Here is a 25,350-nt window from a genome sequence, read left to right on the forward strand (position 1 = left end):
AAAAGAGGCATTTCTTCTATATATTATGTTATCATTATAGCCCAACGAGCTATATAAATAACTTTTTATCTATTAGAAAACAGAGTAACTTGTGAACGTTGATCCTCACAAGTTACTCTGTTGAATTAATCAACCAATACCCCATGTTTGTAAAACTTGGTCTAACTGTACTTTCGTCTCTTCTATTGAATGATTATTATCAATAAAGATATCTGCTAAATTAGCCTTTTCTTTTAGAGGCATTTGTGCTTTTATCCGATCGGAAGCTTCTTTTTCACTATAACCATTTCTCTTCATCAATCGTGAAAGTTGTACATCTTCATCTACATAAACAACTAATGTTTTATCTACGAGATGAGTTAAGTTACTTTCAAATAGCAAAGGAATATCTAACACAATACAAGGCATGCCTTTCTTGATATAATCATCTCGTATGGATAGCATCCGACTTCGTACAGCTGGGTGAACTATCGCATTTAGTTGCTTTCTTTTATCTTCATCTGTAAAAATAATTGATCCTAATTTGGGACGATTTATCTTATGATCATCTTTAATAATCTCTTTCCCAAATGCTTCTACAACTTGATCATATGCTCTTTCTCCTGGCTCAACTACTTCTCGTGCAATTAAATCTGCATCAATTACAGGAAAATTCTTTGCTTGAAACATTGATGAGACCGTACTTTTACCGCTTGCTATTCCACCTGTTAAACCGATAACTACTGTCATTTTCTCACACCTTGTTTATTCGGTTGGCAAGTTGGACATAGGTGGGTTCCTCTTCCACCAACCTTCATTTTAATAATATCTGCTCCACAAACTCTACACGGTTTGGAATCTTGTCCATAAACAAATAAATCTTGCTGAAACATCCCCATATCCCCTTGGGTATTTACATAGCTACGAATAGTGGTACCTCCAGCTTTAATAGCATCTTGTAATGTTTCTTTTGCATTTATTTGTAACTTTTTCACTTCCTGTTTTGTCAATTTACTGCAGCGTTTTAAGGGATGAATATTTGCTCGAAACAAAGTCTCATCCACATAAATATTTCCTAGTCCAGTAACGATTGATTGATCTAACAAAGCTGTTTTTACATATCGATCAGTACGCTTTAATTTTTCATAAAAGTAATCTAAATTAAACGAATTATCGAATGGATCAGGACCAAGTTGACTTAATGGTTTATGCATAAACTCTTCACCAATTGGATAGACATGCATTGTCCCGAATTTCCGAACATCGTTATAACGTAATTCTTCTCCATTTGAAAAGTAGAACGTTACATGCGTATGCTTTTTTACTGGATCGCCTGGTGAATGAACACTATACTTCCCTTCCATTCGCAAATGGGAGATAACTACATGTTCATCTAGATAGAACAAAAGAAATTTTCCTTTTCTCCCCACCGAGCGGATTGTTTGATCTGTAACTAATGCTTTAAATTCCTCAACATCGTCTGGATATTTAATTATATTTGGCCACTCAATATCAATATGTTTGATTGTTTTATTACATACAAAAAGTTTCAATGTTTCCTTTATAGTTTCTACTTCAGGTAATTCAGGCATTTATTTCTTCTCCTTACTTTGCATCAAACCAGCTTTTTCCAAAGGAATAGTCAACTTTTAAAGGAACATCCAATTCCACAGTGCGTTCCATTACATCGGGCACTATTTCCTTTAATTTGTCTATTTCATTTTCTGGTGCTTCTAAGATAAGCTCATCGTGTACTTGTAATAATACTTTTGCTTGTAAATCTTCTTCTTTCAGTCGATGATCAAGATCAATCATTGCTTTTTTTATAATATCTGCAGCACTACCTTGGATAGGGGTATTCATTGCTGTACGCTCCGCAAAACTACGCATATTAAAGTTTCTACTTGTAATATCTGGCAAGTATCTTCTCCGCTTCATAATTGTTGATACAAACCCTTTATGCTTTGCTTCTTGTACAATTTCATCCATATAACTTTTTACACCAGGATAACTATTGAAATACCTCTCTATAAATTTTTTCGCTTCCTTACGAGTAATTCCGAGGTTTTGTGATAAACCATAGTCACTTATACCGTAAACAATACCAAAATTTACTGCTTTCGCCTGCCTTCGCATATTTGATGTTACTTCGTCTGCTTCTACATGAAACACATCCATTGCAGTCTGCGTATGGATATCAGTATCTTCTTTAAATGCTTTAATTAGTTTTTCGTCTCCTGCTATATGTGCTAAAACACGAAGCTCAATTTGAGAATAATCAGCAGCAAACATAATCCATTTTTCTTTAGAAGGTACGAAAGCTTGTCTAATTTTTCTACCTTCTTCGAGACGAATAGGTATATTTTGTAAGTTTGGTTCAATCGAACTCAACCTACCTGTCTGGGTTAAAGCTTGGTTAAATCTTGTATGAATTCGACTTGTATCTTTACGCACAACCTTTAATAATCCCTCAATATAAGTTGACTGTAGTTTTCCTAATTGGCGATACAATAACAGTTTTGGTATAATTTCATGTTCATTTTCAAGTTGTTCTAATACATCTGCAGCAGTAGAATAACCTGTCTTCGTTTTTTTAATAACAGGTAATCCTAATTTTTCAAACAAGATTGGTCCCAGCTGTTTAGGAGAGTTTAGATTAAATGTCTCTCCGGCTAGTTCATAAACTTCTTGTTCAAGCGCATCTAGTCTTTTCTTTAAATCTTCACCCATCCCTTTTAACTTATCAATATCTACTTGAACACCATAGTGTTCTACCTCAGCTAGGATAAGTGCTAATGGCATTTCTAATTCTTTTAATAAATCATATTGTTCATTATTACCAAGTTCTTCTTCCATTTCGGGATAGAGATCATATAATAATTGTGTTTTACGAACAACATGCTCATTCAAAACTTCAGCTTTAGGAACTTTTTGTTTTGCACCTTTTCCAAATACCTCTTCGTCAAATTGAACATCCGTTCTACCTTTTCGATTAGCAATTGCTGGTATATCATGATTATTCTCAGACGGATTTAATAGATAAGATGCTAGGAGGGAATCAAAAATAATTCCTTGCATATTTATTTTGTTGCGAAGCAAGGCAACTTTAGTTCTTTTCGCATCAAAAACAATTTTATTTTTTTGTGGATTCTCTGCCCATGCTTTAAATATATCAGATTTTAGCGCAATATCTGTCGGGATAAAAGAAGCCTTCTCCTTATTAACAACAGCTACTCCTTCAATTGGAATAAGGTGATAATTCTCACCAAGCATTTCAATATACACCGCATCACTATCCGTAAATATTTCTTTCGTTACATTCTCCACAACTTCAAACTTAATAGACTCCATCTCTTTTTTAGGTTCTTCGAAGTCATTCCCTGTATCTTCACTAACTCGAGATAACAGTGATTGAAAACCAAGATCCTTAAACATTTGAATTACTGTCGTAGATTGAAATCCATTATACGGTATGTTTTCAAGCGACACATCTATAGGTGAATCACGATTAATCGTTACTAATTCCTTACTCATAAAGGCATCTTCGCGATGATTGGTCAGGTTCTCTTTTAATTTTTTTCCAGATACTTCATCTAGGTGCTCGTAAACATTTTCAAGACTATCATATTGTTTAAGTAATTTTGTAGCAGTTTTTTCTCCTACTCCAGGAACGCCTGGAATATTATCTGAACTATCACCCATTAAGGCTTTTAAATGGATAATCTGGTTTGGAGCTATCTCCATTTTCTCCATCATGTAGGATGGAGTATATTTTTCAATATCACTAATTCCTTTTTTCGTAACACTTACAGTTACTTGTTCAGAAACAAGTTGCAATAAATCTTTATCTCCTGAAATTACTGTAACTTCCCAATCTTTTTTATCTGCTTGTTTAGATAAAGTACCGATAATATCGTCAGCTTCATATTGGTCAAGCTGATAATATTTAATAGAGAAAGCATCCAGTAATTCTTTAAGAACAGGAAATTGTTCAGAAAGCTCAGGTGGGGTTTTTTGACGTCCACCTTTGTATTCTTTATATGTTGAATGACGAAATGTTGTCTTACCCGCATCAAAAGCTACTAACATATGTGTTGGTTTCTCTTCTTCTAGAATACGCAATAGCATTGTAGTAAATCCATATACTCCATTGGTATAAATACCTTTATCATTATTTAGCAAAGGTAGCGCAAAAAAGGCTCGATAGATAATACTGTTACCATCAATGAGCACTAACTTATTTGACATTCGATATACCATCCTCTCATTCTAAATCCTTAGCTCTATTTTAGCATTCTCATTCAAGAAAAGGAAAAAATACGTAAGTTTCATGTTTTCTTTACTTTACGAATACAAAAAGAGCTGACGATCTAATACAACGTCAACTCTTTTTCGTTTACTTTGGTATATAGATATGAATAGTAGTCCCTTCGTTCAAGGTACTCTCTACATCTATTTTTCCTTTATGAACTTCTACAATATGCTTTACAATTGCCAAGCCTAGACCGGTTCCACCTGTATTTCTACTTCTTGCTTTATCTACTCGGTAAAATCGCTCAAAGACTCTAGTTTGTGATTTCTCATCCATACCAATTCCACTATCTTTTACTTGAAAATGGATAGCATCCTTTTCCTCTGAAATAGTTAAGCAGATATCTCCTTCGCTTGGTGTATAATGAATCGAGTTATCAACCAAATTGATTAACACTTGTTTCATACGATCTTTATCCGCTCGCATTGTCAGTTGATCTGGAATTTCTAGATTGAAGGTTAGATTTTTCTTTTCTGCCTTTTGTTGAAGTGTCGGCAATATTTCTTCCACCATTTTTTTCACATCATAACTATCTATTAATAACCGAAAATCTTCTCTTTCTAATCTAGAAAGAGCAAGTAAATCTTCAATTAACAATTGTAATCGATGACTTTCTTTATAAATAATTTCCATAAATTCTTTCGTAGCAGGATCCTCTATTTCATTGTCTAATAAAGTTTCAGCAAAACCACGAATAGACGTAATTGGTGTACGAAGCTCATGGGATACATTCGCTACAAAGTCCTTACGCATATTCTCTAATTTTTTTAGTTCAGTAATATCGTATAGTACTAGTACTGCACCCTTTAACATATTTCTCTCATTAAAAATCGGTGCACCAACAACTTCTACGTAAATTTTGTTTAATCCCACTCGATGAACAAACGATTCCTTAACAGCTTCTTCATATAAAAAAGTTTTCTGGACTGTTTCATGTACGTTTTCATTTTCAAACACGTCATAATAAAGATGTCCTCTATAATTACTTTCTTCCTCACCAAACATTTGAAGAAACTTTCGATTTACAACATGGACATAGCCTTTTTCATCAATTAAAACTAATCCACTTTGCATATTATCTACAATTGTTGTTAATTGTTCTGATTGCATTTGTTCTTGTATTGCAATTTCGCTCATATTTCTAGCTAATGTATTGATTTTTACACTTAGTTCTTCCATTTCCGGACTATTACCATTATAAAATCGAGCACTATAGTTTCCTTCTATAAGCCGATCTACTGTTTTTGTAGCTTTTCCAATAGGTCTTGTATAACGATTATAAAATTGTATAAATAGTATCGAGATTATCATAAATTGAACTATTAATACAGCAACAACCATAATCCAATTAGACTCAGCTTGAACAATCAGCCAACCAGTTAATAATAAACTCAATATAGTTATAATCATACTTGGAAGTAACGTTCTAGAAAAAATTACTTTCATTAAACAGGCTCCTCCATTTTATAGCCCAAGCCACGTACAGTTTTGATATATACTGGCTTTTTAGAATTAGGTTCTATTTTATCTCGAAGATGGCTAATGTGAACATCTACGATTCGTGTGTCTCCTATAAAATCATAATCCCATACACTACTCAATAATTGATCCCTTGATATCACCTTTCCTTTATGTTTTGCTAGATGATACAACAATTCAAATTCTTTCCGAGTGAATGTAATGATATTATTACTCATTTCCGCTTCGTATCTTTCTGGATATATACTTAGTTCCCCAATTTTCAATACGTGAAACCCGGTGTTATTAGATAATTGCGATCGTCGTAAAATTGCTTTCACCCTAGCAATTACTTCTTTAGGGCTAAATGGTTTCGTTAGATAATCATCTGCCCCCATTTCTAGACCAAGTACTTTATCAAATTCTTCATCTTTTGCGGTCAACATAAGAATTGGTGTATTTACTTGGTTCATCCGTAATGTGCGACAAACTTCCATACCATCAATTTCAGGAAGCATTAAGTCCAATACGATTAAATCATACATGCTTGACTCTGCCTTATTAATCGCGTCTTGTCCATTATAAGCAACATCAGTCTCAAAACCAGAATTTTCCATATTGTATTTTAGTAAAGTTACAATAGACTCTTCATCATCTACGATTAATATTCGTTTGCTCATCAATAGTCCCCCTAGCATATCCATACCCAAATTATTACCAACTCATACTTCTATATTATCATTATTATCCAGCAACGCATAACGAATCACAAAATGTTAAAAAAACTTAACATGGTTCAAGAGTATTTGATATTGATAAACTAGTATGTTGAAGCTATGCCTGCTAAAAAGCTACTGTCTGCATTGAAAATCAAACAGAACAACATTCGGTTTTATAAAACATATATTATTTTGAAATTGATGTATGTTAGTAAATAGTTAAAAGGAGCAAAAACTGCTCTATATGTCTATTTGTAGACTTATAGAGCAGTTTTCTTATACTTGTTTATTGAAGTACATTTAATACATTTTTTACAGAATCAGCAGATTTATCAAGTTGTGCCTTTTCTTCTTTTGTTAAATCTAACTCAATAACTTCTTCAATTCCTTCTCCACCTATAATGGTTGGAACACCTAAATAGATATCTTGATATCCATATTCACCTTCAAGATATGCAATCGTAGGTAATACACGACGTTGATCTTTTAATATCGCTTCTGCCATCACAGTTAAGGAAGCTGCCGGTGCATAATAAGCACTACCGTTACCTAATAGATTAACAATTTCTCCGCCTCCTGTGCGAGTACGCTGAACAATTTCGTCTAAACGGTCTTTAGAAATTAATTTTTCTAACGGGATTCCACCAGCATAAGAATAACGAATTAGCGGGACCATGTCGTCACCATGACCGCCTAGTACAAAACCAGTTACATCTTTGACGGAAAGATTAAGTTCTTCTGCTACAAATGTACGGAAACGTGCGGTATCTAAAATTCCCGATTGACCAATTACACGTTCTTTTGGTAATCCGGACTCTTTAAATACTGTATATGTCATCGCATCCACTGGATTAGTTAATACAACAATAGTTGTATTTGGCGAATATTGCACAACTTCTTTTGTAACCGACTTCATAATATTAGCATTTGTATTTACAAGATCATCACGACTCATTCCTGGCTTACGAGCAATACCAGCAGTAATAATTACTAGATCAGAACCTTCTGTATCAGCATAATTAGATGTACCAGTAATTTTTGCATCAAACCCTTGAACAGGAGCAGCTTCTGCCATATCTAGCGCTTTTCCTTTTGTAGGATCTTCCATATCAGGTATATCAACTAATACAACATCGCCTAATTCTTTCTGCGCGACCATTAAAGCAGTTGTTGCACCAGTAAAACCCGAACCGATTACTGATATCTTTTTACGTTTTAAACCCATCGTAATTTCTCCTTTATCGTAAAATCTAATTTCACAAATGAAAAGCGTAGGAATAAGAATGAATTCTAACCGAATCTCTAATTCTTATTCCTACTTAATTATTCATTTCTTGCTTTACATATTTTTGATTAGTTCTTGTCCAAATTCAGAGCATTTTACCTCTGTAGCACCGTCCATTAGGCGAGCAAAGTCATATGTTACTACTTTTGAACCAATCGTCTTATCCATTGATTTAGTAATTAAGTCTGCAGCTTCTCTCCAACCTAAATGTTCTAACATAAGTACAGCAGATAAAATAACAGAAGAAGGATTTACTTTATCCAACCCTGCGTACTTAGGTGCAGTACCATGTGTTGCTTCAAAAATTGCGTGTCCAGTATCATAATTGATGTTCGCTCCAGGTGCAATTCCAATTCCACCTACTTGTGCTGCAAGTGCGTCAGAAATATAGTCACCATTTAAATTCATTGTTGCAACAACATCAAACTCTTTTGGACGAGTAAGAACTTGTTGTAAGAAAATGTCAGCAATTGCATCTTTTACAAGAATTTTACCAGAAGCAAGTGCTTCATCTTGTGCTTTATTAGCAGCTTCCTTACCTTCTGCTTCTACAATACGATCATACTCTGCCCAAGTAAATACTTTATCACCGTATTCTTGCTCAGCTACTTCGTAACCCCAATTTTTAAATGCACCTTCTGTAAATTTCATGATGTTACCTTTATGTACTAAAGTAACATTTTTACGACCTTCATTAAGTGCATAGTCAATCGCTGAACGCACTAATCGCTTCGTACCTTCTTCAGAAACTGGTTTTACACCTATTCCAGACGTTTCTGGGAAACGAATATTTTTTACTCCCATTTCTTCTTTTAGGAAGTTAATTACTTTTTTTACTTCGTCGGATCCTTTTTGCCACTCTATTCCAGCATAGATATCCTCAGTATTTTCACGGAAAATAACCATATCTACTTCTTCTGGACGTTTAACCGGGGAAGGAACCCCTTCAAAGTAACGTACCGGTCGTAAACATGTAAATAGATCTAACTCTTGACGTAATGCTACATTAAGAGAACGAATACCTCCACCAATCGGTGTAGTTAAAGGGCCCTTTATAGCAATCTTATATTCATTAATTTTATCAAGTGTATCTTTTGGCAACCATTCACCAGTTTTGTCATATGCTTTTTGACCAGCATATACTTCCAGCCACTCAATATTTTTCTTCCCATCATAAGCCTTTTCAACTGCTGCTTCTATAACTTTTTGAGCAGAAGCCCAAATATCCGGTCCTGTTCCATCTCCTTCAATAAATGGAATAATCGGTGTATCAGGTACATTCATTTTTCCGTTTTCTACTACAATTTTTTCTCCCTGTGTCATTACAATACCTCCCAAATGTTATTCGCAATGTATCTTCTTTAGTGTATCTATATTAACCTCTTTGTTCAATAGAAACATAGTCACGTAATTCTGGACCTGTATACTCTGCACGTGGACGGATTAAGCGATTATTATCATATTGTTCTAGAATATGAGCAATCCAACCTGAAGTACGACTTACAGCAAACAAAGGTGTGAATATATCATGATCAAGACCTAGGCTATGATATACTGATGCACTGTAAAAGTCTACATTTGCAGGAAGCCCTTTATTTTCTTTAATATAATCTTCTATTTTAACTGACATATTATACCATTTTTGTTGCCCTGTTAATTTTGTAAGTTCTTTTGACATCTCTCGTAAAAATTTAGCACGAGGATCTCCTGTACGGTATACACGATGCCCCATACCCATAATTTTTTCTTTATTAGCTAATTTTTCTTCAATATAAGGAATAGCGTTTTCCTCATCACCAATTTCAGTTAACATTTTCATTACGTTTTCATTCGCACCACCGTGCAACGGTCCTTTTAATGCTCCAATTGCTGCAGTAATACCTGAATAAATATCAGATAATGTTGCTACACATACACGCGCGGTAAAAGTAGATGCATTCAGTTCATGATCAGCATGAAGTACTAACGCTTTATTAATTGCTTCTATTTCGATATCTTCAGGTTCTTTACCATTAAGCATATATAAGAAGTTTTCTGCATAGCTTAAGTCTTTTTTTGGTTTTACCGGTTCCTGACCTTTACGAATGCGAGAAAAAGAAGTTACGATCGTTGCTATTTGCGCTTGAATACGCACCGCTTTTCGTTTATTAGCTGTTTCATCCATAACATCAGCTTCATTATCATAAAGCCCAAGCAATGATACTGCAGTACGTAATGCAGCCATTGGGTGAACCGTACTTAAATCATAGGAACGTAAGTGATCAATAATTGCATCAGGTATTTCCATATTTTCAGCCAATTGAGTTTTTAATTCATCCAATTCAGACTTATTTGGTAATTTTTGATTCCAAAGTAGAAAAATAATCTCTTCAAAGCTTGAATTTTCAGCTAAATCATCAATTCTATACCCTACATAGGATAGCTGATCATCAATAATCGAACTAATCGATGACTGCGTAGCGACAATACCTTCTAACCCCTTTGTCGATGCTGTCAAAATAACCCTCTCCTTTTTAAAAAATATTCAAGCATTACTAAGAATGCGAATTATAAAACAAGACAATTACAGGCTAATTCCTTCTTAACTATTGTTTCTCATATTAGCAAAGAATGTCAATTTTAATCTATAAATCTGACAAAAAGAGCCTATTTTTGTCTACCCCAAGTCTCATTATAAAGTATTATTCGTTGATTGTGAAATGAAACCGTTTAATTTTTTAATATTTACTTAAATCTACTAATTAAGACGACGTTATGTCGCTTTCCTTTCATTATAGCCTTCAATGCTTAATATTGCTTCTTTTTTTGACTCTTGTTTCATAAACTAGTACAAGCTATAAAGTGAAACTTCATAATGCTATGGTTTGCTGTCAGTTACATGCAAGATAAAAAATGGGGGAAATTATCTATGAGTACTGAAGTATTTCAAAAGTTTTTTAGAGCTATTCTCGTTATCGGATCAATATTAACTATCATAGTTGTTATATATTATAGCTTTCCGTTCATATATCCCATTCTTTTTGCATACATACTTGCTCTCTTATTTCAACCAATAGTTCTTTGGTTTGAAAAAAGAATGAAATTTCCTAAAATTCCAGCTATAGTGATTACTGTTGCTTGTTTTTTATCAATTTGTACAGGTGCATTATTTTTAGCAATTACAGAATTATACCAAGGTACCATTTTTCTTGCTGATAAGATCCCAAATCATTATCAACAGTTTGTTTTATATTTAGAGAGTATGTTCAATACTCATATTTTACCTATGTATGAAAAAGTTCTTTCTTATATTGATTCATTAGATCAAGGGTATCAAGAGACCGTTAAAAACTATATCGCCACAATTAGTGATTTAATTGCATCTGGAGGTGCCTCATTTCTACAAGCAGCAATAAGTAATATTCCAATGTTCATTGCTGCCATCCCTAGTTCTGTAACTAACATTGTTTTTATACTTATTGCTTCTTGCATGATTAGTTATGAAATGGATCGTATTCACTCATTTTTCAAGGGGGTCTTTCCTACTCACATACAATCCATTCAAAATAAAATAGCCTCCCATTTTAAACTTGCGGTGGTCGGCTATTTTCGTGCGCAATTAATACTAGTATTTACGACAGCATGTATTATACTTATCGGGTTATTAATTCTGCAAGTAGAACATGCGCTAACAATTGTTTTGTTTGCTGCCATTGCAGACATAATCCCATACGTAGGTACTGGGATTATCTTTATTCCTTGGATAATGTTTTGTTTTATTACAGGTAATTATACGTTAACAATCGGGCTATCAATACTTTATGGATTTGTTGTTATACTCCGACAAATCCTTGAACCAAAAGTATTGTCTTCGTCGATTGGTATTCACCCACTGGTGATGCTTATCGGGATGTTCATAGGTCTAAAAGTACTCGGGTTTATAGGCATATTTCTTTCCCCAATTTTACTTGTTCTTTTTAAAGGATTGATGGAAACTGGTGTATTCCATCTGGTTTTTAAATATATCAAGGGATAATTACCAACGTCGATAAATAATGGTTCCTTTCCCCATCATACGTGTCATTAATCGTTTTAATTGATGTTTAATCAAGTTCCTTGTCCAAGGTAATACAAGAATTAGTCCCACTACATCCAAAATAAACCCAGGTAAAATGAGTAATATGGCTCCAAAAAACAAAGCAATACTATCCATTAATTCTTCTGTAGGTGCATATCCTTGTTGCATTTGTAGTTGAGCTTTTCTAAATGTTTCAGCTCCTTGCTGTCGTACAAAATAAAATCCAAATAACCCAGTTGCAATAATTAATCCTGCAACCCACCATGGACCTATTAAATTACCTAACCATATAAACGTTCCTATTTCAAGAGCCGGAATAACTATTAACAATAACAAGAAAAATCTTAATTGCATTTGTAATCATCCTTTCATCCTTATTTTATCACGGGAAATAACTAGAAAGAAATTTGGTGATAGCATTATCCTAAAATTGTTAAACAGATAAATCTTAATGAATCGAAAAAAGGCTCCTAGCCTTAGAATGGCAGGAACCTTTACAACTATTTATTTTAAATCACAATACACCTGCATGTCCAGCGTAGATATCTCCACGGTTACCATCAACTGTAATGTCTTGTCCATCTTGAAGGATTTCAAATATATTGTCCACCCCTACAATAACAGGAATACCAAGACTTAATCCAACAACAGCTGCATGAGAAGTTAATCCACCTTCTTCTGTAATAATTGCTGCTGCTTTTTCAATTGCAGGCATCATTTCTTTGTCTGTAGCGTATGTGACTAGAATATCACCGTCTTGTACTTTTTCTAAAGCTTCTTTATTCGATTTAGCAAATACGGCATGTCCATATGCACTTTTTCTGCCAATTCCTTGTCCTTTAGCAATCACATCACCAATCACGTGAACTTTGAGCAAGTTAGTTGTTCCGCTTTCTCCAACAGGAACACCTGCTGTTATAATGACACGGCTCCCTCTACTGCAGATGCCTGTATTTAACCCTTTATCAACAGCAATTTCTAGCATTTCATCTGTAGACGTCGCTGGTTTACCTAAAACAGCATGCACTCCCCAAACTAAGGAAAGTTGACGATTTACTACTTCGTTAAATGTAACAGCTAAAATAGAAGCTTTTGGACGATACTTAGAAATCATTCTAGCAGTATGTCCGCTTTCAGTTGGTGTGATAATTGTATCAACATCTAAATTGGAAGCTGTATGTGTAACTGATTGACTAATTGCTTCCGTTATGGTCATATCCACATATTGTGAACGCTCTTCTAACATTTGCTTATGATCCAACGCAGATTCAGCTTTTAATGCAATATTACTCATTGTTTGTACAGACTCTACTGGATAAGTTCCAGCAGCTGTCTCTCCAGAAAGCATAATTGCATCTGTACCATCAAAAATCGCATTAGCTACGTCTGATGCTTCTGCACGTGTTGGACGCGGATTACGCTGCATAGAATCTAACATTTGTGTAGCAGTAATTACTGGCTTTCCAGCATTATTACATTGCTTGATTAATTTTTTCTGTACTAATGGTACATCTTCTGCTGGTATTTCCACTCCCAAATCTCCACGAGCTACCATTAATCCATCACTTACTTCAAGAATACTATCGATATTATCGACACCTTCTTGGTTCTCGATTTTAGGAATAATTTTAATATATTGTGCTTGATGTTGATCAAGTACTTCTTTAATTTCTAGAATATCTGAAGCTCGACGTACGAAAGATGCAGCAATAAAATCAACACTTTGTTCGATTCCAAATATAATGTCATTAGTATCCTTTTCTGTTATGCCAGGAAGGTTTACAGAAACGTTAGGAACATTAACACCTTTTTTGTTTTTGATTTCTCCAGAGTTCAGTGCGATTGTTTGAATTTCACCTTTAGTTTTATCAATTGATTTTACTTCTAATTCAATAAGTCCATCATCCAATAGAATTTTTGAACCTTCATGTACATCATTAATAAGTCCTTGGTATGTAACAGAGAATTTCTCGGCCGTACCCTCTATTTCATCCATGGCGATGGTCACTGGTTTACCCTGTATAAGATCTGCTCTACCCTCTTTAAAGCTCCCTGTGCGAATTTCTGGTCCTTTGGTATCTAAGAGTATAGCTACCGTTTTATTTTTGTTTTTAGCCGCTTTACGGATATTTTCAATACGTGCACCATGCTCTTCATAATCTCCATGAGAAAAGTTTAGACGAGCTACATTCATTCCAGCTTCTATAAGTTGCTCTAATTTTTCAATTGATTCTGACGCAGGACCAATTGTACATACGATTTTTGTGTTTCTCATTATATATCCTCCTTGATATTGCTGCATAATTCCTGGTTAACTCACTTATATGAACCCATTTCAACAACAGTTATCTTGTATTTGGATCCAAATATTACTTGTAGTTTACTCCATTTCAAATGTTACATGGATCTTATCAACGATGAAATTGATTCATATACTTAGATTGATAATTCTTTAGACAGTTTATACATTCCTTTATCAATTGTATGTTCAACGTTGAACACTTCATCAAATGTATAATCCACTAATACGTTTTTTTGGATTCCTACCATTCTGCCACCTTGATCTTCAATCAATAGTTCTACTGCTCTAGCTCCCAACCTGCTTGCAAGAACACGATCCTGTCCTGTTGGTGAACCTCCACGTTGAATATGGCCTAACACAGTTACTCGAGTTTCAAGTTGTGCTATTTCTTCAATTCGCTTCCCGAATTCAAAGCCACTACCAACACCTTCAGCTAGTAAGATAATACTATGTTTTTTACCACGGTCATGTCCATTTTTTAATCGTTGAACAATACTGGAAAATTCTTCTTTTTCCTCTGGTATTAGTATACTTTCTGCGCCAACAGCTAACCCAGCCCATAACGCCAGGTCACCAGCATCTCTTCCCATTACCTCTATGATATAAGTTCTTTCATGTGATGTGGCTGTATCTCGTACTTTATCAACAGCATCAATAATTGTATTTAATGATGTATCAAAACCAATTGTATAATCTGTACCTGCAATATCATTATCAATCGTTCCTGGAACACCTATACATGGAAAACCTTTTTCAGTTAATTTTTTTGCACCTTGGAAGCTTCCATCGCCCCCAATAACAACTAATCCATCTATATCATGCTTTTTAAGTTGCTCGATTGCTCGAAATTGACCCTCATCGGTTTTAAATTCCTCACTTCTGGCAGAAAAGAGTATGGTTCCTCCGCGATGAATAATATCACCAACAGATCCCAATGTCATTCTTTCAATATTACCATCCATTAATCCTTGATAGCCATTTTTAATGCCGTATACTTCTAGATCATGATAGATCGCCTTACGAACAACAGCTCGAATAGCAGCGTTCATACCAGGAGAATCACCGCCACTTGTTAATACTCCTATTCTTTTCATGAATTGTTCACCCCAATTAAATAATCATTAAATGCCAAAGTACTAACTATATATTTAAAGATAAAGAAAAAAACTCTAAATATCAATCATAAACCCCACAACCTACTCATTTTACAAAATTTCTCGCAAAAATAAAAGGCTGATATAAAAATTTTTATCAGCCTTTTATTTATTAAGACATAAACGTCCCCATTTGTTTAAATTTTTCCCATCTCTTATTTACTAACTCATTTGAGGAAAGCTGTATTAATTCTTCTAAAGATTCATTTATTACCTTATCAATCAAATCTGCTTGCGAATCAACATCCCGATGAGCTCCACCTCTAGGTTCAGAAATCACCTGATCTATTATACCTAATTCTTTTAAGTCTTGTGCAGTAATCTTCATAGATTCAGCTGCTTTTTTGGCTTGTGTAGAATCCTTCCATAAAATCGCTGCAGCACCTTCTGGTGAAATCACGGAATATGTAGAGTTCTCTAACATATGAATATGATTTCCAACACCAAGACCGAGTGCTCCTCCACTACCACCTTCACCAATAACGATACATATTATAGGAACCTGTAAACCCGCCATCTCCATCAGATTTTTTGCAATTGCTTCACTTTGTCCTCGTTCTTCAGCAGCTTTACCAGGGTAAGCACCTTTTGTATCAATAAACGTTATAATAGGTCGATTGAATTTCTCTGCTTGTTGCATATGTCGTAATGCTTTACGGTATCCTTCAGGATGTGGCATACCAAAATTTCTTCGAATATTTTCTTTTGTATCTTTCCCTCTCTGATGTCCTACTACTGTGACTGGAAAACCTTTATAATATCCAATACCTGATATTATTGCTTCATCTTCTCCATAGAAACGGTCGCCGTGAAACTCAATAAAATCTGTAAAAATCCGTTCAATATAATCTAATGTTGTCGGACGATTAGGGTGCCTTGCCATCTGCACTCTATTCCATGGTTTTAAATTTCCATAAATATCTTCTTCAAGTTTAGTTAATCTTTCTTCTAGCGTTTCAATCTCTTTAGTTAAATCTATCTCGCTATTTTCAGTGAACGATTTTAATTCTACTATTTTTTCTTTGAGATTTACAATCGGTTTTTCAAAATCAAGTATTGGAGTCATTTGGGTTGTCCCCCATCCACATGCATTTTAAGTAACTTGCTTAGTGTATCCTTCATATCTTGTCTATGGATTACTTTATCTACTTGCCCATGATGTAATTGAAACTCTGCAGTTTGGAAATCATTCGGTAACTTCTCACGAATAGTCTGTTCAATAATCCTTCTACCTGCAAAACCAATTAATGCACCAGGTTCCGCAAAATTATAATCTCCAATAGAAGCGAAACTTGCAGAAACACCACCAGTAGTTGGATGTGTCATTACAGAGATCATTAGTCCCCCGCTGTCTCGAAATCGTTTTACCGCAAAAGATGTTTTGGCCATTTGCATCAAACTTAAAACACCTTCTTGCATACGAGCACCGCCAGAGGCAGTAAAGATTACAAATGGAATTGATTCTTCTCTTGCTGCTTCAATTGCTCTTGTTATTTTCTCTCCTATCGCAGATCCCATACTTCCCATTCGAAAGTGAGAATCCATGACTGCAAAAGCAATTTGGACATCATTTACATTTCCTTTACCAGTAACCACGCCTTCAGTAAGAGATGTTTTTTCACGATCTTTCGCAATTTTACTTTCATATTCAGGAAAATCTAATGGATTTGCTGATGTAATCTCTTTATCCCATTCCTCAAATGTTCCGTTGTCAAATAAACTATCGATTCGGTCCCATGCTGTCATAGGATGATGAAAACCACAATTAGGGCATACTTGTAAAGCTTTTACCATTTCTTTACGATAGTATATTTTTTTGCAGTTTGAACATTTTTGCATCAAACCTTCAGGTACATCCATCTTTGCTTTTTCACTTGGAATGGATGCATATTTTTTTCGCTTGCCGAAAAGATCTTTTATTAGCAAGTCTATTCCCCCTTTTGTACACCTGGACATGCGGTATTAAAACCACTATATAGATAATTAACTGAAAAAAGTATCGAAACTCGTCGAGTATTAATAAAAAATTTGTATATACTTAATTTTAAGAAGGGTTCGTGAAAATGGATTCAATTGATCCGAAGTCTTTATCCCGAATAACCTTAATCAATCGAGGATAGAATCCATCGATATAATACTGTTTTGGCACAGTAGATGAGAACTCTTCTAAGAGCATCCAAATTCGATTCATCAATAAATTATTCGTCTTTTTTAACAAAAAGGAAAAGAAATAATGATGTAATCTATCATCTTCTTTATACAATTGAACTATTTTCTCTAGTTCTTCTATATCCATTTCAGTAAGATGTTCCATCGCAAGTTTAGTTGCTTCTTTTTCAATTATTTGCTTGGTCCAAGGTATTTCATGCTTTATATTATTTTGAGTCAAGATGAAAGAAGATAGTAATTCAACTGTTTGAAAGGATTGATAAGAATTAAGAAATGTACCTTCACCATGCCTTGTTTCTATTAATCCTATTAATTCTAATGCTCGTAAAGCTTCTCTTATGGAAGATCTTCCAGCATTAAGTTTATCTGAAAGTTCTCTCTCAGAAGGAAGCTTGTCCCCGGCATTTAATTGATTTATCTCTATATAGCGCTGTAATTCCTTAATCACGCTTTGATAAACCTTTTGTTTATTTGTTATTGGCATGCGGGGATTCACTCCTTATTTCTTCTGTTGCGTTAGCTTCCTTGTCTTCTCTGCTACTTCTTCGGGATCTACATTCATTCTAGCAACTCCAGTACTCATTGCAGCTTTTGCAACATGTGAAGCTACCAATGGTGCAACTCTTTCATCAAACGGTGATGGGATAACATAATCATCATGTAACTCATCATCGGAAATCAATGTAGCTATCCCTTCAGCAGCCGCTACTTTCATTTCTTCATTTATTCTAGTCGCTCTAACATCCAATGCTCCTCGGAAAATACCAGGAAAAGCCAATACATTGTTTACTTGGTTGGCAAAATCTGAACGTCCTGTCCCAATAACTCTAGCTCCTGCTTCTTTTGCATCCTCTGGAAGAATTTCTGGGTCTGGGTTTGCCATTGCGAAAATAATTGCATCATCATTCATGCTTCTTACCATATCTTTTGTTAAAGCTCCACCAACAGACACACCAATAAATACGTCTGCACCTTCAAGTACATCTGAAAGACTACCTTCGACTTTGTTAGCGTTGGTATACTTAGCAACACTGTCTTTTACCGTATTCATTCCGTAAGGACGCTCTTCATATATTGCACCTTTAGAGTCGCACATGATCATATCTCGTACGCCGAAGCTTTGTAATAAACGAATAATTGCAATACCAGCCGCTCCGGCTCCATTTGCTACAACTTTAATTTCAGAAAATTTCTTTCCTACCAGTTTTAATGCATTAATTAATCCAGCTACTGTAACAATAGCTGTACCATGCTGATCATCGTGAAAAATAGGAATATTTGTCTCACTCTTTAATCTATCTTCAATAATAAAACAATTTGGAGCTGCTATATCTTCTAAATTTACTCCTCCGAAATTTGGTTCTAATAATTTCACTGTTTGAACTATCTGTTCTACATCGTGAGTATCTAGACATATTGGGAAAGCGTCAACTCCAGCAAAACCTTTAAATAAGACTGCTTTTCCTTCCATTACCGGTAGTGCTGCTTCTGGTCCGATATTTCCTAATCCCAATACCGCTGATCCATCGCTTACTACCGCAACCATGTTGCCTTTCATGGTATAGTCATAAACTGTTTCTTTTCGGTCATAAATCTCTTTACATGGTTCTGCTACACCAGGAGAATAAGCTAAACTTAAATCCTTTGCATCTTCTACGGGAACCTTTGTATTTATTTCTAATTTACCTTGCTTTACTTTATGTAAATGCAAAGCTTCATCTCTTAAGTTTGCCATAAGAATACCTCTCCTTTTAGACTTCGTTATCGGTAATTCATATTATAAAATTGCGATACCACAAGTGGTCTGACCACTTGTGACCTCTATATTATAACAAATGATATAACTGTGTAAAGTCATCAATATGATTTAAATACTACATTCTCTTTACCAAAAAAGCTTTCTAATTGTTTCTGAATTTTACTATCAACTCGTAAAGAATAGTTTTCTGAGAGCTGATAAGACTGATTTAAATCTCTATCATAAACAATTATCGATACTGCCCCAGGTTCAAACTCAGCTAGTTGTCTCAGTTTTTCTATAACCTGATTTCTTTTACTAGAATGTGTCCGTATAAAAACTTCCCCAATCGATTCATGTACTTCAATATCACCTGCTTGAAAGGGAAATCCTGATTGAATAACTAATTGCAGTCTTTGTTTTCTATCTTCCACTATTCCAGATATTTGTAATAACATGCCTTCTTCAATCTTATTACTTATCTGTCTAAATAAATCAGGGAATAATACAGCATCCATCTCAAACTCTTCATCGCTTATCGTTAAAAAGGCCATCCTTTCTCCGCGTTTAGTACGAATAACTTTCACTGTATCAACAATTACTACTGCATGTATAACTTTTCTAGTATTTACTAATTTCATAGCATGAGATAGAGTGATTTTTCCTGCTCTTCGTAACTGTTTACGATATTCTTTTAGTGGGTGACTGGAGACATAGAACCCAAGAAGTTCTTTTTCATCACTCAATTTCTTTATTTTCGTGAAATCTTCTATTTCTGTATAACTTTCCACCATTTCTAACTGATCTTGGAATAAACTCGGTTGATCCAAAAATTCTTTAAATAGTTCCCTTTGTTCGATCGCTTGATCTATGGAGGCAAGTAAGCTAGCACGATTACTATAAATGGAATCGAATGCCCCTACAAGCACAAGATTTTCAATAATGGCTCTAGAAACTACTTTTAGATTAACTCGCATACAGAAATCAAAAAAGTTTTTAAAAGTACCTTCCTTGCGAACTTGAATAATCTCTTGTATTGGTTGTATGCCAATACCTTTAATGGCACTTAGTCCCATGCGAATATCATTTCTTTCTACCACATACTTTCCAAAGCTTTTATTAATATCTGGAGGAAGTATATTGCCATTAAGTTTTTTGAATTCCTGAATATAAGTATTAATTTTTTCTTGTTGATTACGAACTCCACTAATTAATTCAGCATAAAAAGCACTAGGGTAATGTGCTTTCAAATAAGCTAATTGATAAGAAATTTTACTATACGCCACAGCATGACTACGCGGGAAGCCGTAATTTGCAAATCTCACTATCCAACTGAATATTTCATCTGCGACTTCTTTGTCATACCCATTATTTATACAACCAGTAATGAATACTTGTTTTTGTTTATATATATCCGACTCTTTCTTCTTACTTACAGCTCGACGAAGTATATCTGCTTCTCCTAATGTAAACCCAGCAATTGTATTAGCAATTTGCATTATCTGTTCTTGATATACAAGCACTCCATACGTCTTACTAAGAATTGGCTTTAAATCAGGATGTGGAAAGCTAACTGGTTCTAAATTCTTCTTTCTTCTAATATAGACAGGGATAAAATCCATCGGACCCGGTCGATACAATGCATTTACTGCAACAATATCTTCAAAAGTAGAAGGCATTAAATCTTGTAAAACCTTCTTCATTCCATCCGATTCTAATTGAAAAACCCCATTGGTATGACCTTTTCTCAATAATTGATAAGTAGCTTCATCTTGTTCCGGAATATCATCAAGCTGTAACGGACGATGTTTGCTATAAGTAATGGCTTTATTCACTTTTTCAATTAAGGAGAGATTACGAAGTCCTAGAAAGTCCATTTTCAGTAAACCAATTGTTTCTAGTTCACCCATTGCATATTGTGTTAAATAAGTTTGATTGGTTCCAGTTGTTAATGGAATATGATTGGTTAATTTTTTCTTACTTATGACTACCCCAGCTGCATGCGTCGAAATATTTCTTGGAATTCCTTCTATTTTTACAGCTATGGAAAACAATAACTTTAATTTAGGTGATTGCTTCACATACGCTTTTAACTCTTCTTTTTCTTGCAGTATTTCTGTAAGTGTCCGATTTGATTGCGATGGAATTTCCCTCATGACATAATTCATATCCATTTCATGAATATCCAATGCTTTCATTAATTCTCTTAATACAGATCTTGCTGCAAATGTACCAAAAGTAATAATTTGCGCAACATGGTCTTGTCCATACTTCTCTCTAACGTAATCTATTACTTCATCCCTGCGGACATCTGAAAAGTCAACATCTATATCTGGCATGGATAAACGTTCTGGATTCAAGAATCGCTCAAATAGTAGGTTATACTCTAAAGGATCTACTTCGGTTATTCCCAATAGATAGGCAACTATAGATCCTGCAGATGAGCCACGACCTGGACCAACAGCAATTTGATTATCCTTTGCATACTGAATAAAATCAGCAACAATTAAAAAATAATCACTATAATTCATCGATTGTATAATTTCTAATTCATAGTTTAATCGATTTATAATCTGATCATCACGTTCTTTGTAACGTTCGTCAATTTTGCTATTACATAGTTGTTTTAAATAATCATCTGCAGTGAGTGAATTAGGCACAGGAAAGGATGGGATGTATCGCTCATTCATATCAATTTCCAAATTGCATTTTTCTTTTATTCTTTCTGTGTTTGCTAGAGCTTCCGGCGCAATATATTGAAATAATGACTCCATTTCTTCTTTTGTACTAAAATGAAGTTGTTTATTTTTTGGATTTATTTTGGTCCCGTCCCACTTTTCTCCATAACGAATTGATTGAAGACAATCATAAGCTATATCATCATTCTCATGAAGATAACGAACTTCTTGTATACCTGTTAAAGGGATCGAAAGTGATTGTAATGACTGAATTATATCTAAACTACGTCGATCTACCCCAACATAAAAATCGTCACGTGAAAAAAGACTGCTCCAAGAAGAAATATAAGTCATTAATTCCTCGGATGAAGATTTTTCCATAAATGAGGTAGCTGGTAATATGCCAACAATATTATTCGTGTAGGTTTTTAATAGCGATTTTTTTACTTCTGCATTTCCATTCGTATTTATGTTTGTACTCAATGCAATTAGTTGCTTGTATCCCTCATTATCTTTCGCCAAAAGAATACATGGAACCGTTTCATTTAATTGTTCGTCCTTGATCATTACTGTCAGACCAATAATCGGCTTAATTCCATTAGCAATGCATGCTTGATAAAAAGAAATTACCCCGTAGAGTACACCGACATCCGTTAGAGCTAAAGCCTCATATTTTTCTCTTTTAGCTTTATCTATCAATTTAGGAATAGTTATTGTACTTTCCATTAAACTATATCCCGATTTTATATATAAATGTGTAAATGACATATAATCCCGCCTTTTGATTCTTAACAAATTAATTATAACAAGCAATGAACGAACATGTATACGGTTTGGTTTCATCTCGCATAACCTGTACAAATATCTCATATATATGTATAAGGATACACCGCATAAGGAGTGTATGTATATGGAAGAACGTTTTTTTGCTGCCTTTATTCATTGTTTTTTTATTGCGCTAGGAGTCATTATTGGAGGATCCATTATCGGTAGTATTGGTGAATTTGCTACTGGGGATGCAGCTCTAACTTCAATTAGCAGAATTGCGGACAGATTACGAATTTGGGCAATAGTAGCTGCCATAGGAGGAACATTTGATGCCATTGCAAATTTTGAAAAAGGATTACTAGATGGAACACCTTTAGACCTCTTTAAACAAATTCTTTTAATCCTATCAGCGATGGGTGGCGTAAAAGTAGGAATTATTATTATTAATTGGTTTGTACAAGGAGAAATTCCCTAATGCATATCCCTCCGTATCATAAAAAACCCACCTGGAGATTGTTTTTTGTAGGTGTATTCTTCGGTTCTATTATTGGCTATCTCGTGATCATATATATGTATGGAACAATGTATGAAGATTTATTAAAAGAAAATATAGAATTAACCAGTGAGGTCAATGAACTAAAGAAACAAAACAACGCTTTACTTGAAGATAAAGAAGAACGAGACGAAGAGTCTCAACAACCTTTAATCGTATCAAGTATTGAAATCATCTTCGAAGAACCGGAACGACTAAAAATGGATTTACTTATTCAAGATCAATTAAAAGCTTTGATTCGTAAAGAAATTGATCATTTAATCGGTGAGGAATTAGCAACCTTATCAAAAGCAGATCGATTACTGTATTCAACTATCGAACATAAAGGATTTGAATTAGAGGAGCTTACCTATCACTTTTCTGTAAAAAAAATTGTTATAGATACAGAATTAGAAATTGTTTTATATCCCGAATCTGTCCAATAATGAACGTTATGTGACACTTCTTTCTATATATAGTAAATTAAAATAATTTCAGATATACTTATTACTTATAATATAGAGATCCTTAAATGAAGGGAGTTATAATTATGTTACCCATCCATTTAAGAAGAATTCGGGATACAAAAATGCAACTTCTTCGTCAAGGTATTACTGCTTATGCAGAAACAGAAGAATTAATTCGATTATTAAAAAATTCCATTAAAAAGGAAAATTTATCTGTACAATATGACTATGATCATGCTGGTTGTTGGTTTGTTCCGATAACAAATCAAATTCCAGTTAAATCCAGTAAAAAGAAAAGAGACTGAAACTTTATATATAAGTTCTAGTCTCTTTTTTAATTTACATAATGTACTCTTCACATGCCTTTTCAAGCTTCAATTCTAACGCTTTTGCTTCTTCCCAGCTGTATACCGTAGCTCCGGATGCTAACGGATGCCCGCCGCCGTTAAATTGTGAAGCTATTTCATTTATTATTGGCCCTTTAGAACGTAATCGAGCACGTATTTGATCAGATTCTTCAATAAAGAATACCCATGCTTTAATACCCTTTACGTCTCCTACTACTTGCACAAGCTGACTAGATTCATCCACACTAACTTTATATCGCTCTAATAATTCTGTGGTTAATTTAATGGTACATAACCCAGAAGAGGACAGCTTAAAGTTTTGTAATATGTGACCACTCAACCTAGAAATTTTATCTTCTACACTATATAAACTATTATAAATTTGTGATCGATCAAAATTAAATGTTACCAACTCTGCTGCCAATTGAAACGTTCTTTTCGTCGTGCTTGGGAACTTAAATCTTCCTGTATCTCCTACTATTCCCGCGTACAAAAGTCGTGCAGCCTCTTGATTAAGTTGTAGACCTTCACTTTCGCCATATATTGCTAAATCAACAATCATTTCACTAACAGAACTCGCATTAGTATCCACCCATTGAATATCTCCGTATGTATCTACCTCTGGATGATGATCAATTTTTATAAGCTTTTCACCTATGGTGTATCGTTGATCATCTATACGAGGTTGATTAGCAGTATCACATACAATAACTAAACTGCCCGCATAAATCTCATCACCAACAATATCCATATTTTCTAAAAAGCTTAAAGATGATTCGGTTTCACCTACAATGTATACTTCTTTATTTGGAAAAGAATGTTTTATGAGTTGTTTCAATCCTGCTTGTGATCCAATCGCGTCTGGATCTGGACGCACATGTCGATGAACTATTATTCGATTATATTGTTTAATTGTTTCAATAATTTGCTTTCTTGTCAATCTACTTCCTCCTCTATACGATCTACTTTACTCTAGCTATCCGATTGGAAAAACGTTACAATATTAACGGTATAGATAATTAATATTATAGCATGAGCTAGGAGCGATTTAAAAAATGGTTATATTTCCAATTCTTATTGTACTCTCTGCAGTCCTTTATATTTATTATAAAGTAGCTATTATCCGTGAAAAAGAACCTATTACACAAAGATACTTTAATGGCAAAGCGAGAATATGTTTAGGTATATTCCTTTCTGCATTCGCAATCAATCAATATTTAAATTACTTAACGCAATTAAGTTTATTCATTGGTATTCTTTTGCTTGTTTTCGGGATTCTTCAATTAGTAAGAGGTATAGGTGAAACTAGACATTACCGGAGTGAATGGCGCCGACTTAACCCAAATGAATAAGAAAGCATAAAAAACAAAAACCGACTATAATCT

At 34.4% G+C, this 25,350-nt stretch carries 22 protein-coding genes; 5 read left to right on the forward strand and 17 right to left on the reverse strand.

Translation table 11 applies throughout. The features are described 5' to 3' along the window. Positions 1-129 precede the first annotated feature (129 nt). The 8 genes from coaE to citZ all read right to left on the reverse strand — a co-directional run bounded on the left by coaE (position 130) and on the right by citZ (position 10,250). Positions 130-729, reverse strand: a complete 600-nt coding sequence (gene coaE / locus C794_RS11450) for a dephospho-CoA kinase (RefSeq protein ID WP_017797272.1) — start codon at positions 727-729, stop codon at positions 130-132. Next, a complete protein-coding gene (gene mutM, locus C794_RS11455) occupies positions 726-1,571 on the reverse strand; it encodes a DNA-formamidopyrimidine glycosylase (protein WP_017797273.1) in 846 nt (281 codons plus the stop codon). The genes coaE and mutM overlap by 4 nt, the downstream gene beginning before the upstream one ends. A gap of 13 nt (positions 1,572-1,584) precedes the next feature. Beyond that, positions 1,585-4,227 carry a DNA polymerase I gene (polA, locus tag C794_RS11460; RefSeq protein ID WP_017797274.1) on the reverse strand — a complete coding sequence of 881 codons (2,643 nt, stop codon included), beginning with the start codon at positions 4,225-4,227 and terminating at the stop codon, positions 1,585-1,587. 148 nt (positions 4,228-4,375) lie between these two features. Next, on the reverse strand, positions 4,376-5,737 hold the full coding sequence (pnpS, locus tag C794_RS11465) for a two-component system histidine kinase PnpS (protein WP_017797275.1): 1,362 nt from the start codon (positions 5,735-5,737) through the stop codon (positions 4,376-4,378). Further along, positions 5,737-6,429: a response regulator transcription factor gene (locus tag C794_RS11470; RefSeq protein ID WP_017797276.1), complete on the reverse strand. Its 693-nt coding sequence runs from the start codon at positions 6,427-6,429 to the stop codon at positions 5,737-5,739. The genes pnpS and C794_RS11470 overlap by 1 nt, the downstream gene beginning before the upstream one ends. A gap of 325 nt (positions 6,430-6,754) precedes the next feature. After that, the gene (gene mdh / locus C794_RS11475) at positions 6,755-7,693 is read right to left on the reverse strand and encodes a malate dehydrogenase (protein WP_017797277.1); all 939 of its coding nucleotides are present in this window, start codon (positions 7,691-7,693) and stop codon (positions 6,755-6,757) included. 114 nt (positions 7,694-7,807) lie between these two features. After that, entirely contained in the window at positions 7,808-9,076 is a 1,269-nt protein-coding gene (icd, locus tag C794_RS11480) for an NADP-dependent isocitrate dehydrogenase (RefSeq protein ID WP_017797278.1), read from the reverse strand. A 52-nt stretch (positions 9,077-9,128) separates the two neighbouring features. Beyond that, positions 9,129-10,250, reverse strand: a complete 1,122-nt coding sequence (citZ, locus tag C794_RS11485; RefSeq protein ID WP_017797279.1) for a citrate synthase — start codon at positions 10,248-10,250, stop codon at positions 9,129-9,131. 411 nt (positions 10,251-10,661) lie between these two features. On the opposite strand from citZ, the gene ytvI reads away from it, so the two are divergent. Then, positions 10,662-11,768, forward strand: coding sequence for a sporulation integral membrane protein YtvI (gene ytvI / locus C794_RS11490; RefSeq protein ID WP_017797280.1), 1,107 nt, complete (start codon positions 10,662-10,664; stop codon positions 11,766-11,768). On the opposite strand, the gene C794_RS11495 is transcribed toward ytvI, so the two are convergent. The 8 genes from C794_RS11495 to dnaE all read right to left on the reverse strand — a co-directional run bounded on the left by C794_RS11495 (position 11,769) and on the right by dnaE (position 22,619). Then, positions 11,769-12,164 (reverse strand): FxsA family protein, encoded by a 396-nt coding sequence (locus C794_RS11495; RefSeq protein ID WP_017797281.1) that lies wholly within the window; start codon positions 12,162-12,164, stop codon positions 11,769-11,771. 160 nt (positions 12,165-12,324) lie between these two features. Beyond that, a complete protein-coding gene (gene pyk / locus C794_RS11500; protein ID WP_017797282.1) occupies positions 12,325-14,085 on the reverse strand; it encodes a pyruvate kinase in 1,761 nt (586 codons plus the stop codon). A gap of 161 nt (positions 14,086-14,246) precedes the next feature. Then, the gene (gene pfkA / locus C794_RS11505) at positions 14,247-15,206 is read right to left on the reverse strand and encodes a 6-phosphofructokinase (protein ID WP_017797283.1); all 960 of its coding nucleotides are present in this window, start codon (positions 15,204-15,206) and stop codon (positions 14,247-14,249) included. A gap of 172 nt (positions 15,207-15,378) precedes the next feature. Further along, a complete protein-coding gene (gene accA / locus C794_RS11510; protein WP_017797284.1) occupies positions 15,379-16,332 on the reverse strand; it encodes an acetyl-CoA carboxylase carboxyl transferase subunit alpha in 954 nt (317 codons plus the stop codon). Further along, positions 16,329-17,192 (reverse strand): acetyl-CoA carboxylase, carboxyltransferase subunit beta, encoded by an 864-nt coding sequence (gene accD / locus C794_RS11515; protein ID WP_017797285.1) that lies wholly within the window; start codon positions 17,190-17,192, stop codon positions 16,329-16,331. Before accD ends, accA begins: the two co-directional genes overlap by 4 nt. Before the next feature lie 118 nt (positions 17,193-17,310). Then, complete coding sequence (locus tag C794_RS11520) at positions 17,311-17,919, reverse strand: FadR/GntR family transcriptional regulator (protein ID WP_017797286.1); 609 nt, start codon at positions 17,917-17,919, stop codon at positions 17,311-17,313. Positions 17,920-17,934: 15 nt separating this feature from the next. Beyond that, positions 17,935-19,170 carry an NADP-dependent malic enzyme gene (ystJ, locus tag C794_RS11525; protein ID WP_017797287.1) on the reverse strand — a complete coding sequence of 412 codons (1,236 nt, stop codon included), beginning with the start codon at positions 19,168-19,170 and terminating at the stop codon, positions 17,935-17,937. Between the two features lie 122 nt (positions 19,171-19,292). Continuing rightward, positions 19,293-22,619, reverse strand: a complete 3,327-nt coding sequence (gene dnaE / locus C794_RS11530) for a DNA polymerase III subunit alpha (RefSeq protein WP_017797288.1) — start codon at positions 22,617-22,619, stop codon at positions 19,293-19,295. A 142-nt stretch (positions 22,620-22,761) separates the two neighbouring features. Here dnaE and ytrH point away from each other — a divergent pair, with 142 nt between their 5' ends. From ytrH to C794_RS11545, 3 genes are all read left to right on the forward strand, one after another. Beyond that, positions 22,762-23,094 carry a sporulation membrane protein YtrH gene (gene ytrH / locus C794_RS11535; protein ID WP_017797289.1) on the forward strand — a complete coding sequence of 111 codons (333 nt, stop codon included), beginning with the start codon at positions 22,762-22,764 and terminating at the stop codon, positions 23,092-23,094. Next, on the forward strand, positions 23,094-23,597 hold the full coding sequence (gene ytrI / locus C794_RS11540; protein ID WP_017797290.1) for a sporulation membrane protein YtrI: 504 nt from the start codon (positions 23,094-23,096) through the stop codon (positions 23,595-23,597). Before ytrH ends, ytrI begins: the two co-directional genes overlap by 1 nt. Positions 23,598-23,701: 104 nt before the next feature. After that, positions 23,702-23,923: a YtzJ family protein gene (locus C794_RS11545; protein WP_017797291.1), complete on the forward strand. Its 222-nt coding sequence runs from the start codon at positions 23,702-23,704 to the stop codon at positions 23,921-23,923. Positions 23,924-23,957: 34 nt separating this feature from the next. Here the strand turns inward: C794_RS11545 and C794_RS11550 are convergent, their stop codons facing one another. Beyond that, complete coding sequence (locus C794_RS11550) at positions 23,958-24,905, reverse strand: DHH family phosphoesterase (RefSeq protein ID WP_017797292.1); 948 nt, start codon at positions 24,903-24,905, stop codon at positions 23,958-23,960. Positions 24,906-25,020: 115 nt separating this feature from the next. On the opposite strand from C794_RS11550, the gene C794_RS11555 reads away from it, so the two are divergent. Beyond that, entirely contained in the window at positions 25,021-25,317 is a 297-nt protein-coding gene (locus tag C794_RS11555) for a YtpI family protein (protein ID WP_017797293.1), read from the forward strand. The last annotated feature ends 33 nt before the right edge of the window (positions 25,318-25,350 follow it).

It is taken from the genome of Oceanobacillus kimchii X50, assembly GCF_000340475.1.
Classification (GTDB): domain Bacteria; phylum Bacillota; class Bacilli; order Bacillales; family Amphibacillaceae; genus Oceanobacillus; species Oceanobacillus kimchii.

Coding starts and splice junctions, on each gene's coding strand:
- coaE (WP_017797272.1), bottom strand. CDS start 729: ATGACAGTAGTTATCGGTTTAACAGGTGGAATAGCAAGCGGTAAAAGT.
- mutM (WP_017797273.1), bottom strand. CDS start 1,571: ATGCCTGAATTACCTGAAGTAGAAACTATAAAGGAAACATTGAAACTT.
- polA (WP_017797274.1), bottom strand. CDS start 4,227: ATGTCAAATAAGTTAGTGCTCATTGATGGTAACAGTATTATCTATCGA.
- pnpS (WP_017797275.1), bottom strand. CDS start 5,737: ATGAAAGTAATTTTTTCTAGAACGTTACTTCCAAGTATGATTATAACT.
- C794_RS11470 (WP_017797276.1), bottom strand. CDS start 6,429: ATGAGCAAACGAATATTAATCGTAGATGATGAAGAGTCTATTGTAACT.
- mdh (WP_017797277.1), bottom strand. CDS start 7,693: ATGGGTTTAAAACGTAAAAAGATATCAGTAATCGGTTCGGGTTTTACT.
- icd (WP_017797278.1), bottom strand. CDS start 9,076: ATGACACAGGGAGAAAAAATTGTAGTAGAAAACGGAAAAATGAATGTA.
- ytvI (WP_017797280.1), top strand. CDS start 10,662: ATGAGTACTGAAGTATTTCAAAAGTTTTTTAGAGCTATTCTCGTTATC.
- C794_RS11495 (WP_017797281.1), bottom strand. CDS start 12,164: ATGCAATTAAGATTTTTCTTGTTATTGTTAATAGTTATTCCGGCTCTT.
- pyk (WP_017797282.1), bottom strand. CDS start 14,085: ATGAGAAACACAAAAATCGTATGTACAATTGGTCCTGCGTCAGAATCA.
- pfkA (WP_017797283.1), bottom strand. CDS start 15,206: ATGAAAAGAATAGGAGTATTAACAAGTGGCGGTGATTCTCCTGGTATG.
- accA (WP_017797284.1), bottom strand. CDS start 16,332: ATGACTCCAATACTTGATTTTGAAAAACCGATTGTAAATCTCAAAGAA.
- C794_RS11520 (WP_017797286.1), bottom strand. CDS start 17,919: ATGCCAATAACAAATAAACAAAAGGTTTATCAAAGCGTGATTAAGGAA.
- ystJ (WP_017797287.1), bottom strand. CDS start 19,170: ATGGCAAACTTAAGAGATGAAGCTTTGCATTTACATAAAGTAAAGCAA.
- dnaE (WP_017797288.1), bottom strand. CDS start 22,619: ATGTCATTTACACATTTATATATAAAATCGGGATATAGTTTAATGGAA.
- ytrH (WP_017797289.1), top strand. CDS start 22,762: ATGGAAGAACGTTTTTTTGCTGCCTTTATTCATTGTTTTTTTATTGCG.
- ytrI (WP_017797290.1), top strand. CDS start 23,094: ATGCATATCCCTCCGTATCATAAAAAACCCACCTGGAGATTGTTTTTT.
- C794_RS11545 (WP_017797291.1), top strand. CDS start 23,702: ATGTTACCCATCCATTTAAGAAGAATTCGGGATACAAAAATGCAACTT.
- C794_RS11555 (WP_017797293.1), top strand. CDS start 25,021: ATGGTTATATTTCCAATTCTTATTGTACTCTCTGCAGTCCTTTATATT.